The following is a 17,060-nucleotide window of genomic DNA, read 5'->3' on the forward strand; positions in this document are numbered from 1 at the left end:
GCGTCAGCCCCGGCGCGCCGCCACCTGGGGCTGGTACCCGAGATCGACTGCCTGCGGCACCGCGCCGCCCCCGGCGCGCAGCGCGTCCAGCAGCTCCGGGAGCTGCGGCGGCCACAGCGGCTCGGGCGATTCGGCCAGCTCCCGCGGTGTCCACCAGCGCCAGCGCAGGATGCCGTCCTCGGCGTGCGCGGCGGCGGCCTCGTCCGTGGGCGCGCGCCGTGGCCCGCGGGCCAGATAGATGTGCTCGTGCTGACGCACCGGCACGCCCGCACGGGTGAAGTCGTGCTCCCACGTGCACAGCAGGGCCCCGGGCCGCACGTCCCACCAGCCGGTCTCCTCGCGCAGCTCCCGCAACACGCCCTCCCGGGGCGCCTCGTCCGGCTCCAGGCCACCGCCTGGCATGGCCCAGTGGACCCCCACTTCCTCGTTGTCGTAACCGAAGAGGAAGACCGCGTCGTCCGGGGCGATCACCGCAACCCGCGCCGCGCGGCGGGGCGTTCTGCGCACGGTCACGCTTCCACCGCCTCCCCGATCCCGTCGTCCACCAGGTCGTCCGGCACGTCGGCCGACTCCTCGCCGTCCTGGGCGACGAACCCCGGCAGCCACTCCTCCAGTTCCTCCCGCATCCGCACCGTCGCGCCCAGCTGACACAGGACCCCGATGGTGCTGAGCGTCACGCGGTGGATCAGGAGATACGACGGAGGGAGGTTCAGCCGCTTGCCCAACTGGTGGGCGGGGGAGCGGGGGTCGGCCACCCGGGCCGCCTGGCTGCGCATCCAGCCACGGGTGAACGTGAACTCCTCCGCCACCGCGGGCTCGATGATCGGCAGCAGATAGTCCAGGACGGCCTCCGGCTCCAGGTCGACCGTCTCCTTGACGAAGCCCTCCTCGCACAACATGTCGTAGACCGCGTCCGCCTCGCCCTCGACGGTCATCCGCAGCGAGTCGCCGATCGTCGGGGGCAGTCCGCCGGGCAGCCGGTCCACCGTGCCGAAGTCGAGGACGCCGAGCCGCCATTCGCCCTTCTCGCCGGTCAGCAGCCGGAAGTTGCCCGGGTGCGGGTCGGCGTGCAGCAGGCCCGTGCGGGCCGGTCCCGAGAAGAGGAAACGCGTCAGGAGCTGGCCGGCGCGGTTCTTCTGTTCCTGCGTCCCCTCCGCGATCACCTCCGACAGCGGCACCCCGTCCATCCACTCCGTCACCAGGACCTGCTCGCTCTGGTGGACCACGTCCGGTACCACGACATCCGGGTCGTCCGCGAACTCCTCGGCGTGGACGCGCTGGGCCTGTGCCTCCAGGCCGTAGTCCAGCTCCTCGGAGACGCGGTCGCGCAGCTCGGCGATGAGCGGCTTGATGTCCATGCCCGGGATCAGCGGTCCGAGGACCCGGGCGAAGCGGCTCAACTGGTTCAGGTCCGAGAGCAGCGCCTCACCCGCGCCCGGATACTGCACCTTCACCGCGACATCGCGCCCGTCCTCCCACACCGCCCGGTGCACCTGGCCGATCGAGGCCGCCGCCGCGGGCTTGTCCTCGAACTCCTGGAAACGATCACGCCAGTCCGCCCCGAGCCGCTCCGCGAGCACCGCGTGCACCGTGCGCGTCGGCATCGGCGGTGCCGCTTCCTGAAGCTTCGTCAGCGCCGCTCGATAGGGCCCCGCCACCTCTTCCGGGAGCGCCGACTCGAAGACGGACAGCGCCTGCCCGAACTTCATGGCGCCGCCCTTCAGCTCGCCGAGGACCTTGAACAGTTGCTCCGCCGTGCGCTGTTGCAGCTCCCGGCCGACGATCTCCGCCGACTTGCCGCCGATGCGTTTGCCGAGCCCCCAGGTCGCCCGCCCGGCGAAGCCGAGCGGCAGCGCGGCCAGCTTGGCGGTACGGGTGACCGCCTTCCGGGGAAGATCAGACATGCGCCCCTCCAAATCCCAGACAGCCGCGCCCTTTCGGACGCTTACTCGGCCATTGTCTCGTGCGGCTCTCGATCCACGGAGGCGCGCTCCCCCTTTACTTGCTCACTCGCCCCACAGGGGCACGAACGATGCGCCCGCGCGCGGTGTCTGCGCCAGTCGAAGCCGGGCGTCGAGGCCTCCCAGCGCACCCCCGCGAGGGCCGGCTCCGCCCCGTCGAGGAAGGCGAGCGCGTGCGCCGCGGCCAGTCCCGCGACCGTCGCCGCGAGGGCGAGGTCGCAGGCCGGGACCTGGCGGCGACGACCCGAGCGCCACTGGGCCAGCATCCGCGGCCAGGCCGCGTCGGCGTCGGCCCGGTCCAGGGCGAGGCAGCCCGCGCAGGCGGTCGCGCCGGGCAGGACCAGCGGGCCGACCACGCCTGTGCCCTCGATCACCCCGGCGTACAGATGCGGGGTCCCCGTGGCGATCAGGGGTTCGGCGGCGGCCGGGTCGGGGGCGAAGGCGTCCAGGCCGTCGCGCGGGGCGAGGACGACCAGAGACCAGGCGCGCTCGCCGTCGCCCCGGTCCTCGGGGTGGCGGGGCGGACGTCCGGGCGCCGCGCGCCGTGCGGCCGTTCTCGCGGCGGCGTCCCTTCGCTGTCCCACCGAATCCGGCGGCACCCCGCCCGGAGCGACGTCCCACGGCTCGACGCAGCCGCCGTCCATCACATCGACCTCGCCGACCCCCGCCCCGGACAGGACCGAGGCGACGACCGCCCCCACCCGGCCACCGCCCTTGACGCGCACGCGGGTGGCCCGGCGCGCGGCCATCGTGCGGACGGCCTGGTTCGGCTCCGGGGTGACGACCGACAGCGCGGCGAGGTCGGGGCGCAGCCGGTCCATCACGTCCGTGCGGGCGCGCAGGGCGTCGGCCGCCGGGCCCCCGCCCGTCGCGTCGTCGAGCAGTCCGGCGCGGGCCAGCCGGTGCAGGAGCCGGTCCACATGGCCGTCCGGCAGTCCTATCCGCTGTCCTTCCGCGCGCAGCAGGGGCAGCCCGCGGGTGCCGTCGAGGAGAGAGAGGAAGCTGCCCGTCGCCGTGTCCACGGGCCCGAGGACACGGGCGTGTGCCCGCGTCGCCCCGAACTGGACGGTGTTCAGGTCGCGCCAGCCCCGGCGCAGGCTCGGTTTCAGGATCGGATGCATCGTTCGGCCCCCCGTCGGTCCGGCCGGACGTCGTGGTCGTCGTGGTCGTCGTCGTGCGGCCGCTCGCATGCCAGAATGCCCGGCCCGGGCCCGACGTGCGCGCGGTTGTCCACAGGCGCTGAGTACTTGTCGTACTAATGCAGCGCATGGGGAGTGGATCGGGACCGAACCGTCCCGGAGGCGGGACTTCCCCCACGCCAAGCGGGTAACGTCATGGCGTGCCCGCCGACCCACTGCATCGCGGAAGCCCACAGCGCAGCGCGACCAGCCCGCCGCCATCCGGCTCGGCGGCGAGCGCGGTCGAGGTGCGAAGGAGCGCCCGCCGCCGCAGAACGGTCTCGGCGTACCGGGAGGGCGACCGGACCGTCGTCCTGATCCCCGCCCGGATGTCCGAGGCGGAGGAGCAGCGCTGGGTGGGCGTCATGCTGGACAAGCTGGCGGCGCAGGAGAGCAAGCGGGTTCTGGGCGACAGCGAGCTGTCCGAGCGGGCCCTCAGGCTGTCCGAGCAGTTCTTCGAGGGCCGGGCCCGGCCCAGCTCCGTGCGCTGGGTGACGAATCAGAACACCAGGTGGGGCTCGTGCACGCCGTCGGAGGGCAGCATCCGGCTCTCCCACCGGCTGCAGGGCATGCCCGAGTACGTCGTGGACTACGTCCTGCTCCATGAGCTCGCGCACCTCCTCGTGCCCGGGCACGGGCCCCGGTTCTGGCGCCTCCTCGACGCGTATCCGCGCACCGAGCGGGCCCGGGGCTACCTCGAAGGGGTGGTCGCGGCGGACCGGCTGCCGCACCTTCCGGCCGCCCGCGAGGAGTGAGGGGCGCCTGGTGCGCCGGTTGTGTACCGGGTCTGTACCGACGTCGTCCGCTGTCGGACGGAGCGGTTAGCCTGGCGCGACGCAACCACTCGGGATGGGGGACGGTCGTTACGTATGGCCAGGGAATTCCAACGCGGCCACAAGGCCAAGATCAGTGACCTCACCGCGGGGACCGATCTGTACGTAGGCGTGCACATCGCTGCCCCAGGGGTGACCTTCGACATCAGCTGCTTCGGCCTCGACGCGAGTGAGCGGCTGTCGGACGACCGTTACTTCATCTTCTTCAACCAGCCGAAGTCTCCGGAGGAGTCGCTTCAGCTCCTGGGCGCGCAGGCCGGTGACGACGAGTCCTTCCGGGTCACGCTGGACCGGATCCCGCCGCAGATCCAGAAGCTGTCGTTCACGGCGGCGATCGACGGCGCCGGGCAGATGTCGCAGCTCGCCTCCGGGTACATCCGGATCGTGGCCGGCGGCGAGGAAGTGGCCCGGTACTCCTTCAACGGCTCGGAGTTCTCCACCGAGCGCGCCCTGATGCTGGGCGACTTCTACCTGAAGGACGTCTGGCGCTTCGCCGCGATCGGGCAGGGCTTCGACGGCGGCCTCGACGCGCTGATCAGGAACTTCGGCGGCGAGGTCGCCGAGGAGGAGCCCGCGGCCCCCGAGCCGCAGGCCGCCCCCGGCTTCGCGCCGCCCGCCGGCGGTGCCGCGCCCGCCGCCGCGGCGCCGCCCGCGTTCGGCGCGCCCGCGGGTCCCGCCACGCCGCCCCCGGCGCCGGTTCCGGCCCCCGCGCCCGACCCCGCTCCCGCCCAGCACTTCGCGCCCCCGGCGGCGCGACCCCGCCGCCCGCCCCGGCCCCCGACCCCTCGGTCCACGCCGCGCAGACCATCGTCGCGCCGCTCAACCAGCCGGGCGGCGCCGTCCCGCCCCCGCAGGCCCCGGGCCCGTACGGCCAGCCGGGCCAGCCCCAGCCGGGCCAGACCCCGCCCCCGCCCCCGGGCTACGGCCAGCAGCCCTCTGCACCCCTTCCGCCCGGCTACGGCCAGCCCTCGGCACCGCCCCCGCCCGGCTACGACCAGCAGCAGCCCTCGGCGCCCCTGCCCCCGGGCTACGGCCAGCAGGCCGCCGCGCCCGCGCCGCCCGGCTACGGCCAGCCGCCGCAGGCCCCGATGCCCGGCCAGGTCCCCGGTCAGATCCCCGGCCAGGCCCCGGCCCCGTTCGGCCAGGCAGCCCCGGGCGGAGTCCCGCAGGGCGCCCCGCAGGCCGCCGGTGTGGCCGCCGCGCTCCAGAAGTACCGCGAGGCGGGCACGGGACAGCGCTGGACGCAGCAGAACGAGAAGCTGGTCCGCGTCGACCTCGGCGTCGGCGCCCAGCCGGTGCTCGCCCGCCAGGGCAGCATGGTGCTCTACCAGGGCAAGGTCGAGTTCAGCTACAAGGGCGCGGGCTTCCAGGGCCGCATCGTCGGCAACGCGACCGGCCAGGAGATGCAGCTCATGCGCTGCTCCGGACGCGGTCAGGTCTTCCTCGCGGAGGAAGGTACGCACCTGCACCCCATCGAGCTCCAGGGCGACGCGATCTGCGTCTCCGCGGAGAACGTCCTCGCCTTCGACGAGACGCTGCAGCACGAGGTGCGCCGCATCGAGGGCCACGGGATCCCCGGTGGCGCGCTGTTCGTCATGCAGTTCCAGGGGACCGGCACGGTCGTCGTGAAGACGCACGGCATGCCTGTCGTGCTGCCCGTCACGCCGACGACGTTCGCCGACTGCCACGCCGTGGTGGCCTGGTCGGCGGCGGCACAGGCCATCGTGTCCAGCCAGGTCAGGCTGCGTGGCAACGCCTCCGCGGGCTCCACGGGGGAGAGCGTGAACCTCCAGTTCCGTGGCGCGCCCGGCAATTTCATCGTCGTCCAGCCGTTCGAGGTCTGAGGGAGCCCGTCATGAACCAGCAGCTCGCGGGCTTTGCCCCGGCACCCGTCGCCGCCCGCATGGAGAACCACGGCCACCACATGGTCAAGGTCGCCATGCAGACCGGGAACGACCTCCTCGCGCGCGTGGGGTCGATGGTCGCCTACGAAGGCTTCGTGCAGTACGAGCCGAACCCGCCCGCCGTCCGCCAGATCGCACGCGACTGGATCACCGGCGAGGGCGCCCCCCTGATGAAGTGCTCCGGAGACGGCCTGCTCTACCTCGCCGACTACGGAGCCGATGTCGTCATCATCAACCTGGCGGGCGACTCGCTCTCCGTGAACGGCACCAACCTGCTCGCCTTCGACGCGAGCCTCCAGTGGGGTGTCGAGCGGGTCAAGGGCCTGGCGAAGTTCGCCGGGCAGGGCCTGTGGAACATCAAGGTCTCCGGCCAGGGCTGGGTGGCGCTGACCTCCCGCGGCACGCCGATCGTCGTCGACTGCGGCCGCGGCGAGGACGAGACGTACGTGGACCCGGACGCACTGATCGCCTGGTCGCCGAACCTGAAGGTGAAGGGCAAGCGCAGCTTCAGGGCCGGCTCCCTGATCGGGCGCGGCAGCGGCGAGGCCTACCAGATGGGCTTCTCCGGAGAGGGCATCGTCGTCGTACAGCCCAGTGAGGACAGCACCGACCGCCTCCGGATCCGGAGCTGAGGGGGAGCAACACACCATGCAGAGCTCGCTTTTCGCGCACGCTGAGCAGCAGACTCAGGAGCGCTACTCCGTCCAGAACCCGCAGCTCCTGCGGGTCGCCCTGGAGGGCCACGACGACGTGCTCGCCCGCAAGGGCTCGATGGTCGCCTACCAGGGGCTCATCGAGTTCGACGCCGAGTTCCAGAGCCGCGGCCAGCAGCGCGCCCGCGCGCACACCGGCGAGGGCCTGGACCTGATGCGCTGCCACGGGCAGGGCACCGTCTACCTCGCGAACCTCGCGCAGTACATCCACCTGGTGGACGTGGACCAGGACGGCCTGACGGTGGACAGCGCCTATGTCCTCGCCATGGATTCGTCCCTCACCCACCAGGTCATCGCGGTGGACAGCCAGTACGGCATCTCCGGCTCCGGGAAGTACCAGCTCAACATCACCGGGCGCGGCAAGGTCGCCCTGATGACGTCGGGCCAGCCGCTGATGCTCCAGGTCACCCCGGACCGGTACGTCAACGCCGACGCGGACGCGATCGTCGCCTGGTCCAACGGGCTGCGGGTGCAGATGCAGGCCCAGACGCACTCCTCGGGCGTCTGGCGGCGCCGCGGCAACACCGGTGAGGGCTGGGAGCTCAGCTTCATGGGCCAGGGCTACGCCCTCGTCCAGCCCAGCGAGATGCTGCCGCCGCAGCACGCCAACATCGGCCAGGGCGCGCGTGCCCAGTTCGGCATGGGGCAGCAGGGCGCCCGGGGACAGAACCAGGGCAACGTCTGGAACTGAGGGCTTCCCCGGGGACGAGACGGGGATCAGGAGCAGGTCGCGGGGAGCTGCGGGCCGGTTGTGGCCGGTCGCGCAGTTCCCCGCGCCTCTTTCGGGGGCACGCCTAGAGGCGCGCCCGGGTCGCCTCCACGAGGCGCACAACCGATTCGTCCGCCACGTCCGCCACCTCGTCGTACGCGAACCAGCGCAGGTCCAGGGACTCGTCGCTGATCGCCTCGGTCGCGTCCGCCGGGGCCAGCGCGGCGTACTGCACGTCCAGGTGCTGGGTGCACGGGCCGGGGATCGGGTGCCGGTCCAGGCGCACCGGGCCGCCCGCCAGGAGCGTCAGAGCGGGGATGCCGGACTCCTCCGTCGCCTCCCGCAGCGCGGCTCCGGCCAGCGTCGTGTCGCCCGGCTCGCAGTGGCCGCCCATCTGGAGCCACATCCGCAGCTTCTTGTGCAGCGTGAGCAGCACGCGCCCGCGCGCCGGGTCCACGACCAGGGCGCTCGCGGTCACGTGCCCGTCCGTGCAGGCCTTCCAGAGGCCGTCCTCGGGGTGCGCGGACAGGTGGTCCAGGTAGTACTGGCGCAGCTCGTCCTGGCCCTCGTACCGGTCTTCGTATGCCTTCAGTACGAGAACCGCGTCGTCGTGCAGGCTCACTTGCCGTCGTCGTCCTTGCCCTCGCCGGAGCCGCCCTCGCCCGGGCCGCCGTCCGTGGCGTCGCCCTTCTTGAGGTCCGGCTTGCCGGACGTGTCGCCGCTCGCCGCCTCGCCGAGCATCTTGTCCAGCTCGGAGAAGTCCAGCTGCTCGCGGTGCACGAAGCCGTCCGGGTCGTCCAGGTCCGACGCCGTCGGGAGCATGTCCGGGTGGGCCCACAGGCCGTCACGGCCGTCCACACCGCGCGCGTCCGTGAGTGAGGCCCACAGGCGCGAGGCGTCCCGCAGGCGGCGCGGGCGCAGCTCCAGGCCGATCAGGGTGGCGAAGGTCTGCTCGGCGGGGCCGCCGGTGGCCCGGCGCCTGCGCAGCGTCTCGCGCAGCGCGTCCGCGGACGTCAGCCGGGGCTTGGCCGCCGCGTGCACGACCGCGTCCACCCAGCCCTCGACGAGCGCGAGAGCGGTCTCCAGGCGGGCGAGGGCGGCCTTCTGCTCGGCCGTGTCCTCGGGCTGGAACATGCCCTGCTGGAGCGCCTCCTGCAGCTGCTCCGGGTTCTGCGGGTCGAACTGGCCGACGACGTCCTCCAGCTTGGAGGTGTCGACCTTGATCCCGCGCGCGTACCCCTCGACGGCGCCGAACAGATGCGAGCGCAGCCACGGCACGTGTGCGAAGAGGCGCTGGTGGGCCGCCTCGCGCAGGGCGAGATACAGGCGCACCTCGTCCATCGGCACGCCGAGGTCCTTGCCGAACGCCTCCACGTTCACCGGCAGGAGCGCGGCCTTGCCCGCGGGGCCGAGGGGGAGCCCGATGTCCGTGGAGCCGACGACCTCGCCCGCGAGGACGCCCACGGCCTGGCCGATCTGCTGGCCGAACATGGCGCCGCCCATGGAGCGCATCATGCCGATCAGCGGGCCCGCCATGGCCTGCATCTCGTCCGGCAGGACGTCGCCCATGGCGAGGCCGACCCGCTCGGCGACCGGGTCGACGAGCTCCTTCCAGGCCGGCAGGGTCGCCTCGACCCACTCGGCGCGGCTCCAGGCGACGGCGCTGCCCGCGCCCGACGGCAGGGACGTCGCGTCGTCCAGCCACAGGTCGGCCAGGCGCACGGCCTCCTCGACGGCGGTCCGCTCGGCGGGGCCGACGCTCGCGTCCTTGGTGCCGTCCGCCGTGCCCTGGGAGACGGTCTGGCGGGCGATGTCCTTGGCCATGTCCCAGTTCACGGGACCGCCCTCGTACGAGAGCATCTGGCCGAGCTGCTGGAACGCGGCCCCCAGGTCGTTCGGATTCATCGATCCGAACATCGCGGCGAAGGGGTTGTCACCCCCCGCGCCGCCCGCTCCCAGCGGCCCGAAGCCGAACGGGTTGGCAGGGCCGCCGGAACCCTGTCCCCCTCCGGGGGTGTCCTTCTTCTTGCCCTCGTCGCCGTTCTCCGGCTCCTCCGGCGGAAGGCCGAATCCGAATGGGGTGTCACTCACGGGATTCCTCGGCTCGTAAGGCCACCGGATCTTGGGTCCGGCGGCGGCTGCCCGACAACACCACCCAGCGTAGACACCGCGGCGGGTTCGGGCCTCGGTGCTCCGCCGCCCCGGGGGCTGCGGCAGGATGGTGCCACCTGGTACGTACGCGTCAGTTTGCGTCTGTACTGAAGACAACCGCTGGAGACGCCCGGTGAGTTCCCCAGATCCACAGGTTCGCGCAGCGCGAAACCCCGAAGACCCGACGCCGCCCGAGGCAGGCGGAGGGCCGGACTCCGAGACGGCGCGGGAGACGGCACCCGCCGTGGTGCCGCTGCGCGACGGCTCGCCGTCCGCCTCCTCGTCCGCCTCCCCGTCCTCCTCGCGCGGCCCCGTCGTCGCCGTCACCGGCGCGGCCACGGGCGTGGGCGCGCTCCTCACCGAGCGCCTGGCCGCGTCCGAGGAGATCAAGCAGGTCGTGGCCATCGACGAGCGCCGCGGTGAGTGCGCGCGGGCGCAGTGGCACATCCTCGACGTCCGGGACCCGGCCATCGCCGAGAAGCTGCGCGGCGTGGACGTCGTCGTGCACCTGGCGCTCGACCTCGACCTGGAGACCGACGCCGCCGCCCGCACCGCGTACAACGTGCGCGGCACGCAGACCGTCCTCACCGCGGCCGCCGCCGCGGGCGTCCACCGGGTCGTCCTGTGCACCTCGGCGATGGTCTACGGAGCGCTCGCCGACAACGAACTGCCCCTCTCCGAAGACGCCGAATTGCGGGCGACCGCGGAGGCCACGGGCGTCGGTGACCTCCTGGAGATCGAGCGGCTCGCCCGCCGCGCGCCGCGCGCGCATCCCGGTCTGAACGTCACCGTGGTGCGGCCCGCGATCCTCGTCGGCGGCACCGATACCGCGCTGACCAGGTACTTCGAGTCGCCTCGGCTGCTGGTCGTGGCCGGGTCGCGGCCCGCCTGGCAGTTCTGTCACGTCGACGATCTGTGCAGCGCGCTTGAGTACGCCGTCGTGGAGAAGGTCGACGGGGATCTGGCCGTCGGGTGCGACGGGTGGCTGGAGCAGGAGGAGGTCGAGGAGCTGAGCGGGATCCGGCGCATGGAACTGCCGTCCGCGGTCGCTCTCGGGGCCGCGGCCCGGCTCCACCGGATCGGGCTCACGCCGTCCCCGGCGGGGGATCTCGCCTACACGATGTACCCGTGGGTCGTCAGCGTCAGTCGGCTGCACGATGCCGGGTGGCGGCCGCAGTGGACCAACGAAGAGGTGCTCGCGGAGCTGCTTGAGGAGGTCGCCGGGCGGCGGACTGTCGCCGGGCGGCGGCTGGGGCGCAAGGACGCCACGGCTGCGGGGGCCGCGGGGGCGACGGTGGCTCTGTTGGGTACGGCTGCGTTGGTGCGGCGGGCTCGGAAGGCTCGGCGGCGGCTCTAGCGCTCTGCCGGAACGACTGCCCACAGCGGTGGAGGCGTCGGCGGTCTGTAGGGACGTCCAAGCGAGGGGTGGCCGGGACGGGGGAAACGGCTATTCCTGGATGTCAGTGGTGTGGGGCACGATGGGGGCATGGTGCGTAATCCGATGGACCACCCCGGTGAGCGGGCTGGTGATGAGCCGATTCGGTTGCTGGCGATCCGGGACATCCCGCTCTCGCTCGACGAGGTCTTCCAGGCCGTCGGGGACGACTCCGCGGGCGGGACGGCGCTGTTCGTCGGGACGGTGCGCGATCACGACGGCGGCGCCGACGTGGACGAGCTGGGGTACTCCAGCCACCCCAGCGCCGAGGCCGAGCTGCGCCGCGTGGCAGAGAAGGTCGTCGCCGACTTCCCCGTGCGCGCCCTGGCGGCCGTGCACCGGGTCGGTGACCTCGCCGTGGGCGACCTCGCGGTCGTCGTCGCGGTGTCCTGCCCGCATCGGGCCGAGGCCTTCGCGGCCTGCCGCAAGCTGATCGACGACCTCAAGCACGAGGTGCCGATCTGGAAGCACCAGAAGTTCTCCGACGGCCAGGAGGAGTGGGTCGGGGCGTAGCCCAGGAGAGCTCCGGTTGCGTAACCAGACCCCTGCCGTGAGCGTTGACGGAGCGGATGGTTAATCTGCTGATCAGTCAGTTTTGGTCGCTCATGGGGTCGGGAGGTCGACGTGGCGTCGCTTGCCTGGTTGCTGATTCCGCTTCTGGCGGCGGTCGGTGCCGGTCTGTGGGCCGGCTGGGCCAACCGGAACCGCAAGAGCGGCAGGACCGGTGACATCAGCGAGCTGAACGGCTACGCGGCCTTCCGCGAGGCGATGGAGAAGTCCCACTCGGGCTCCGACACCCCTGCCTGATCCCCGCCCGATCCCTGCCGAGCCCCCGCCCGCTCCCTGCCGGGCCCCCGCCCGATCCCGTACGGACGCCCCAGGGATGCACCCACAGGACCGTCCCGTACTGTCGTTCCATGCCACGCCGCACTGCGACGATGCTCGCCTCCACCCTGATGCTGATCGCGCTGCTCTGCGCCGGAGTGCTCATCAAGGTGCCGTACTCGGAGATGTCACCGGGCCCGACGGTGAACACCCTGGGGGACCACGACGGCGAGCCGGTGCTGCAGATCTCGGGCCGCAAGACGTACCCGACGAGCGGTCACCTGAACATGACGACGGTCAGGGTGACCAGCGCCGACTACAAGATGAACCTCCCGGAGGCCGTGTACGGCTGGCTGGCGCACGACAACATCGTCGTGCCGCACGACACGCTGTACCCGAACGGCAAGACCGAGCAGCAGTCGACGCAGGAGAACGCGGAGGAGTTCAGCCAGTCCCAGGAGAGCGCCAAGGTCGCCGCCCTGAAGGAACTGAAGATCCCTGTGAAGTCCCAGGTCGTCGTCTCCACCGTCTACAAGGACAGCCCGGCCGAGGGCAGGCTGCACGCCGGTGACGTCATCAGGAGCGTCGACGGCGAGCCCGTGAAGCAGTTCACGGACGTCGCCAAGCTCGTCAGGAAGCACAAGCCCGGCGAGCGGGTCGTGTTCGGCATCGTCCCGGTCAAGGAGGCGGCCGCCGCGGAGAAGGCCGACAAGCGGCCGGCCGCGACCGAGCAGGTGAAGATCACCACGACGAAGGCGGAGGACGACCCCAAGGTCGCGATGGTCGGCATCAAGGCCGGGACCGACCACACGTACCCGTTCACCATCGACATCAAGCTCGCCGACGTGGGCGGGCCGAGCGCCGGGCTGATGTTCGCCCTCGGCATCGTCGACAAGCTGACGCCGGGCGACCTCACCGGCGGCAAGTTCGTCGCGGGCACCGGCACCATCGAGGACAACGGCAAGGTCGGACCGATCGGCGGCATCGAGATGAAGACCGTCGGCGCGCGCGACAAGGGCGCCGAGTACTTCCTGACGCCGAAGGACAACTGCGCGTCCGCAGCGAGCGACGTCCCCGACGGGCTCACGCTGGTCAAGGTGAACACCATCAAGGACGCCGTGGAGTCGCTCAAGGCCATCAGCGAGGGCGACACCGCCGACCTGCCGAAGTGCACCACCAAGGGCTGATCCGACGGCAGTGGCCGGGGCGGCGGACGCCGGCCCCGGCCATGTAACGCGCGAGCAGCGTCGGCGAGCCGCTCCGCGACGGATCAGGAAGCTGCTCTGCCTGCTCCGCCTGCTCCGCCTACTCCGCGAATGTCGCCGCCAGCGCCTCAGCGAGCCCCGGAACCAGGTCCGAGCCGGTGAGGACGTCCGTCGCCGCGTCCTTCTCGCGCAGCCGCAGCGCCGACTCGCGGGCGCCGTCACGCAGCACCGCGACGGTCATGCGGACCTCCTGGCGCTCGGGGTGCTTGGCCACCCACTTCGCGAGCTGCTTCTCGCTCATGCCCTCGGGGACGGACGCCTCCGCGGACGGCGGGAGCATCAGGCGCTCCACGCTCAGGGCGCAGCCGGCGACCGAGTCGGGCCAGGCGATGGTGCCGAGGAACTCGTCGAGCGGGGAGCCCGCGGGCAGCTCCTCCTGCTCGATGGGGGTCAGGGGCGCCGCGGCCGCGGCGTCGGCGAGGCCGAGGCGGTCCGCCAGGGTGGGCTCCTGCACACGGAGCCGGGCGGTGTCGACGAGCGCGAAGAGCCGTGCGGGCTGATCCCAGCCGAGTCCGGCGACATAGTCGTCGATTTCGAGCACTGCGCGGGTGAGGGGACTCGCGGCCATCGGTGGGCCGGAGGGGGAAACGTTGGGCATACCCAATATCCTGCCTCGTTCGGACCCGGGAACGGGAACTGAGTAAAGCATCGGTAAGTTGCATGAGTGGGCTCTACGATCGCGGGGCCCGTTTCAGCCAGCCACAGCTACAGCGAACTTCGAGGTGCGCACCTTGGCTTTCCAGATGCCGGACCGCGGCGGAGGCCCGACGGGGCCACGGATCAGAGTGGGCCGACCGTCCCGTCGTGTCCGGACCCTGCTCATGACGCTCGGCGTCCTGGCCGTCCTGGCCATGGCGTTCGTCATGTTCGCGGGATTCTGGACGGACTGGCTCTGGTACCGCTCCGTAGGCTACTCATCCGTCTTCACCACGACCCTGTGGACCAAGATCGGTCTGTTCTTCGTCTTCGGCCTCATCATGGCGGCCGCGGTCGGCGTGAACATCTGGCTGGCGCACCGGCTGCGCCCGCCGCTGAGCGCCATGTCGATGGAGCAGCAGAGCCTCGACCGGTACCGAATGGCGATCGCGCCCTACAAGAAGTGGCTGCTGATCGGCATCACGGCCCTCGTCGGCCTGATCGCGGGCGCGTCCGCCGCCGGCCAGTGGCGCACCTGGCTGATGTGGGTCAACGGCGTCCCGTTCCACCAGAAGGACCCCCAGTTCCACCTGGACGTGTCCTTCTACGCCTTCGACCTGCCCTGGTACCGCTTCCTGCTGGGCTTCGGCTTCGCGGCCGTGGTGCTCGCGGTGATCGCCGCCGCGCTGACGCACTACCTGTACGGCGGGCTGCGCATCACCAGCCCCGGCGGGCGGGCCACGGCCGCGGCCACCGGTCACCTCTCGGTGCTCATCGGCATCTTCGTGGCCCTCAAGGCGGTCGCCTACTGGCTCGACCGGTACGGCCTCGCGGTGAAGTCCAGTGACTTCAAGGCCACGGGCAACTGGACGGGCCTGCGCTACGTCGACGCGAACGCCTACCTCCCGGCGAAGACCATCCTGTTCTGCATCGCCGTCATCTGCGCGCTGCTGTTCTTCGCGACGCTGTGGCGGCGCACCTGGCAGCTGCCGGTCATCGGCTTCGGCCTGATGGTGCTCTCCGCGATCCTCATCGGCGGGCTCTACCCGGCCATCGTGCAGAAGTTCCAGGTCCAGCCGAACGAGCAGGCCAAGGAGTCGCCGTACGTCGAGAAGAACCTCGAGGCGACCCGCAAGGCGTACGGCATCGGCGGCACCGACGTCACGGAGTACCCCGGCGTCAGCCGGACCACCGACAAGACGAAGCTGCGCGACGACGTGGCGGGCGCGGCGAGCCTGCGCCTGCTCGACCCGAACATCGTCTCGCCGACGTTCCAGCAGCTCCAGCAGATGAAGAACTACTACGGCTTCCCGTCGAACCTGGACGTCGACCGGTACAAGTCGAAGGACGGCAAGGAGCAGGACACCGTCATCGGTCTGCGCGAGCTGAACCTGGACGGCATCCCGAAGAACAACTGGATCAACGACCACTTCCGCTACACCCACGGGTACGGAGTGGTCGCCGCCAAGGGCACCGAGGCCGACGAGCAGGGCAGGCCGAAGTTCACCGAGTCCGATCTGCCGTCCAAGGGCAGCCTCGGGAAGTACGAGCAGCGGATCTACTACGGCGAGAAGACCACGCAGTACTCGATCGTCGGCGGTCCCCAGAAGGAGATCGACTACTCGGACGACGACGGCGAGAAGACGACCAGCTACAAGGGCAAGAGCGGCGTCAACCTCTCCAACCCGCTCAACAGGGCGGCGTACGCGGTGTCGTTCGGCGAACCGCAGATGCTGTACTCCGGAGCGATCGGCGAGGGCTCGCGGATCCTGTACAACCGCACGCCGAAGGAGCGCGTCGAGGCCGTCGCCCCGTGGCTGACCATCGACGGCGACGCCTATCCCGCGGTCGTCGGCAAGAAGATCCAGTGGATCGTCGACGCGTACACCACGACGAACGGCTATCCGTACGCGTCGCGGACCACGCTCGGCGACACCACGGCCGACTCGCTGACCGCGCAGAACAACCAGCGCGCGGTGGTGGCCCAGCAGAACCAGGTCAACTACATCCGCAACTCGGTGAAGGCGACCGTCGACGCCTACACCGGCGAGGTCAAGCTCTACGAGTGGGACACCAAGGACCCCGTCCTCAAGACGTGGCGCAAGGCGTTCCCGGACACCGTCAAGGACAAGAGCGAGATCTCCCCGGCCCTGATGGACCACCTGCGCTATCCGCAGGACCTGTTCAAGGTGCAGCGCGAACTGCTCACCCGCTACCACGTGAAGGACGCCGAGACGTTCCTGAGCGGCAGCGAGGTGTGGCAGGTCCCGGACGACCCGACGAACCAGACGTCGAGCGCCGTCCCGCCGTACTACCTGAGCATGAAGATGCCCGGCCAGAAGCAGCAGGACTTCTCGCTGACGACGTCCTTCAATCCCAACGGCCGGGACAACCTGAGTGCCTTCATGTCGGTCAACGCCGAGCCGGGGACCGATGACTACGGCAAGATCAGAATCCTGAAGATGCCGTCGAGCACGACGGTCGACGGACCCAAACAGGTCCAGAGCAAGTTCAACTCCAACGAAGCGATCGCGGAACAGATCAGACTTCTCAAGGGCGGCGACTCCGAAGTCGACTACGGAAATCTGCTCACCGTGCCGTTGGACGGAGGCCTGCTCTATGTGGAGCCCGTCTACGTCAAGGGCGGCGGGCTGAAGTATCCGCTCCTGAAGAAGGTCCTCGTCACCTACGGCAACAAGATCGCCTTCGAGGACACCTTGGACAAGGCGCTCAACGTGGTCTTCGGTACGGATGCCAAGACGCCCACCGAGCCACCGGACAAGGGCGACGAGCCGGGCAAGCCCGACAAGGAGAAGCCGCCGACGACGGGGAACCCCAGTCTCCAGAAGGCCATCGACGACGCCCAGAAGGCGATCGACGAAGGCAAGGAGGCCCTCAAGAACGACGACTGGGAGGCCTACGGCAAGGCGCAGCAGAAGCTGCAGGACGCCTTGCAGCGGGCCGAGGACGCCCAGACCAAGCCGTCGGGCAGTGGTGACGGCAAGGGGTCGGACGGCTCTGACAAGGAGCCGGCCAAGGATCCGGACAAGGAGCCGGACAAGGGCGGCGGGGACAGCGGCTAGTCGCCGCGCTGCCCGCCCGTAGCGCGCGGGCAGCGCACGGGCACCACCTCGCGCCGTGGTACGGTTGCAACACAACGGCGCGGGGTGGAGCAGCTCGGTAGCTCGCTGGGCTCATAACCCAGAGGTCGCAGGTTCAAATCCTGTCCCCGCTACTCAAGCGAAGGCCCGGATCCTCTAGAGGATCCGGGCCTTCGTCATGTGCCGGTGCGGTCCGGGCGTGAGCAGGGCCTATACCGGTGGCCCATGCCATCGGTGTGGGGTTCGTGCGAAGAGTGGTCCGGGCGGGGGGAGTTGGGCAAAGCTGTGTTTCACTTATCTCTCTGTGGGCATGTCGACAAAACGCTGAAGTGACCTCACTGGCTGCGGT

Annotated in this window: 14 protein-coding genes, 1 tRNA gene and 1 pseudogene; 10 read left to right on the top strand and 6 right to left on the bottom strand. The window is 71.0% G+C overall.

Annotated elements, in window-relative coordinates; genetic code table 11:
• Nucleotides 1-3: 3 nt before the first annotated feature.
• From AB6L24_RS31360 to AB6L24_RS31370, 3 genes are read right to left on the bottom strand one after another with little or no spacing between them, the layout of a single operon-like run.
• Nucleotides 4-513 carry an NUDIX hydrolase gene (locus AB6L24_RS31360; RefSeq protein WP_405660871.1) on the bottom strand — a complete coding sequence of 170 codons (510 nt, stop codon included), beginning with the start codon at nucleotides 511-513 and terminating at the stop codon, nucleotides 4-6.
• Nucleotides 510-1,904 carry an ABC1 kinase family protein gene (locus tag AB6L24_RS31365; protein WP_405660873.1) on the bottom strand — a complete coding sequence of 465 codons (1,395 nt, stop codon included), beginning with the start codon at nucleotides 1,902-1,904 and terminating at the stop codon, nucleotides 510-512. The genes AB6L24_RS31360 and AB6L24_RS31365 overlap by 4 nt, the downstream gene beginning before the upstream one ends.
• 41 nt (nucleotides 1,905-1,945) lie before the next feature.
• Nucleotides 1,946-3,082: a TOMM precursor leader peptide-binding protein gene (locus tag AB6L24_RS31370; protein ID WP_405660876.1), complete on the bottom strand. Its 1,137-nt coding sequence runs from the start codon at nucleotides 3,080-3,082 to the stop codon at nucleotides 1,946-1,948.
• A gap of 218 nt (nucleotides 3,083-3,300) precedes the next feature.
• Here AB6L24_RS31370 and AB6L24_RS31375 point away from each other — a divergent pair, with 218 nt between their 5' ends.
• The 4 genes and pseudogenes from AB6L24_RS31375 to AB6L24_RS31390 all read left to right on the top strand — a co-directional run bounded on the left by AB6L24_RS31375 (nucleotide 3,301) and on the right by AB6L24_RS31390 (nucleotide 7,280).
• The gene (locus AB6L24_RS31375) at nucleotides 3,301-3,894 is read left to right on the top strand and encodes a M48 family metallopeptidase (RefSeq protein ID WP_380857512.1); all 594 of its coding nucleotides are present in this window, start codon (nucleotides 3,301-3,303) and stop codon (nucleotides 3,892-3,894) included.
• Nucleotides 3,895-4,008: 114 nt separating this feature from the next.
• A pseudogene (locus AB6L24_RS31380) lies at nucleotides 4,009-5,816 on the top strand (TerD family protein).
• An 11-nt stretch (nucleotides 5,817-5,827) separates the two neighbouring features.
• Entirely contained in the window at nucleotides 5,828-6,508 is a 681-nt protein-coding gene (locus AB6L24_RS31385; RefSeq protein ID WP_030359826.1) for an AIM24 family protein, read from the top strand.
• Nucleotides 6,509-6,524: 16 nt separating this feature from the next.
• Nucleotides 6,525-7,280: an AIM24 family protein gene (locus AB6L24_RS31390; RefSeq protein ID WP_030359827.1), complete on the top strand. Its 756-nt coding sequence runs from the start codon at nucleotides 6,525-6,527 to the stop codon at nucleotides 7,278-7,280.
• A gap of 103 nt (nucleotides 7,281-7,383) precedes the next feature.
• Here AB6L24_RS31390 and AB6L24_RS31395 read toward each other — a convergent pair whose 3' ends face one another.
• Together AB6L24_RS31395 and AB6L24_RS31400 are read right to left on the bottom strand one after the other, a co-directional pair.
• Entirely contained in the window at nucleotides 7,384-7,920 is a 537-nt protein-coding gene (locus AB6L24_RS31395) for an NUDIX hydrolase (RefSeq protein ID WP_405660879.1), read from the bottom strand.
• The gene (locus tag AB6L24_RS31400) at nucleotides 7,917-9,389 is read right to left on the bottom strand and encodes a zinc-dependent metalloprotease (protein ID WP_405660882.1); all 1,473 of its coding nucleotides are present in this window, start codon (nucleotides 9,387-9,389) and stop codon (nucleotides 7,917-7,919) included. Before AB6L24_RS31400 ends, AB6L24_RS31395 begins: the two co-directional genes overlap by 4 nt.
• Before the next feature lie 193 nt (nucleotides 9,390-9,582).
• Between AB6L24_RS31400 and AB6L24_RS31405 the strand changes: the two genes are divergently transcribed.
• The 4 genes from AB6L24_RS31405 to AB6L24_RS31420 all read left to right on the top strand — a co-directional run bounded on the left by AB6L24_RS31405 (nucleotide 9,583) and on the right by AB6L24_RS31420 (nucleotide 12,896).
• The gene (locus AB6L24_RS31405) at nucleotides 9,583-10,806 is read left to right on the top strand and encodes an SDR family oxidoreductase (protein WP_405660885.1); all 1,224 of its coding nucleotides are present in this window, start codon (nucleotides 9,583-9,585) and stop codon (nucleotides 10,804-10,806) included.
• Nucleotides 10,807-10,935: 129 nt separating this feature from the next.
• Nucleotides 10,936-11,397, top strand: coding sequence for a molybdenum cofactor biosynthesis protein MoaE (locus AB6L24_RS31410; protein WP_405660888.1), 462 nt, complete (start codon nucleotides 10,936-10,938; stop codon nucleotides 11,395-11,397).
• 129 nt (nucleotides 11,398-11,526) lie between these two features.
• Complete coding sequence (locus AB6L24_RS31415) at nucleotides 11,527-11,691, top strand: hypothetical protein (protein WP_405660891.1); 165 nt, start codon at nucleotides 11,527-11,529, stop codon at nucleotides 11,689-11,691.
• 110 nt (nucleotides 11,692-11,801) lie between these two features.
• Nucleotides 11,802-12,896, top strand: coding sequence for a PDZ domain-containing protein (locus tag AB6L24_RS31420; RefSeq protein ID WP_405660893.1), 1,095 nt, complete (start codon nucleotides 11,802-11,804; stop codon nucleotides 12,894-12,896).
• Between the two features lie 118 nt (nucleotides 12,897-13,014).
• Here the strand turns inward: AB6L24_RS31420 and AB6L24_RS31425 are convergent, their stop codons facing one another.
• Nucleotides 13,015-13,572 carry a PPA1309 family protein gene (locus tag AB6L24_RS31425; protein WP_030359834.1) on the bottom strand — a complete coding sequence of 186 codons (558 nt, stop codon included), beginning with the start codon at nucleotides 13,570-13,572 and terminating at the stop codon, nucleotides 13,015-13,017.
• Between the two features lie 145 nt (nucleotides 13,573-13,717).
• On the opposite strand from AB6L24_RS31425, the gene AB6L24_RS31430 reads away from it, so the two are divergent.
• Nucleotides 13,718-16,693, top strand: a complete 2,976-nt coding sequence (locus AB6L24_RS31430) for a UPF0182 family protein (protein ID WP_405663469.1) — start codon at nucleotides 13,718-13,720, stop codon at nucleotides 16,691-16,693.
• A 78-nt stretch (nucleotides 16,694-16,771) separates the two neighbouring features.
• Nucleotides 16,772-16,845 (top strand) — tRNA-Met (locus AB6L24_RS31435).
• Nucleotides 16,846-17,060 lie beyond the last annotated feature (215 nt).

Source organism: Streptomyces sp. RK9 (assembly GCF_045070545.1).
GTDB lineage: Bacteria > Actinomycetota > Actinomycetes > Streptomycetales > Streptomycetaceae > Streptomyces > Streptomyces alboflavus.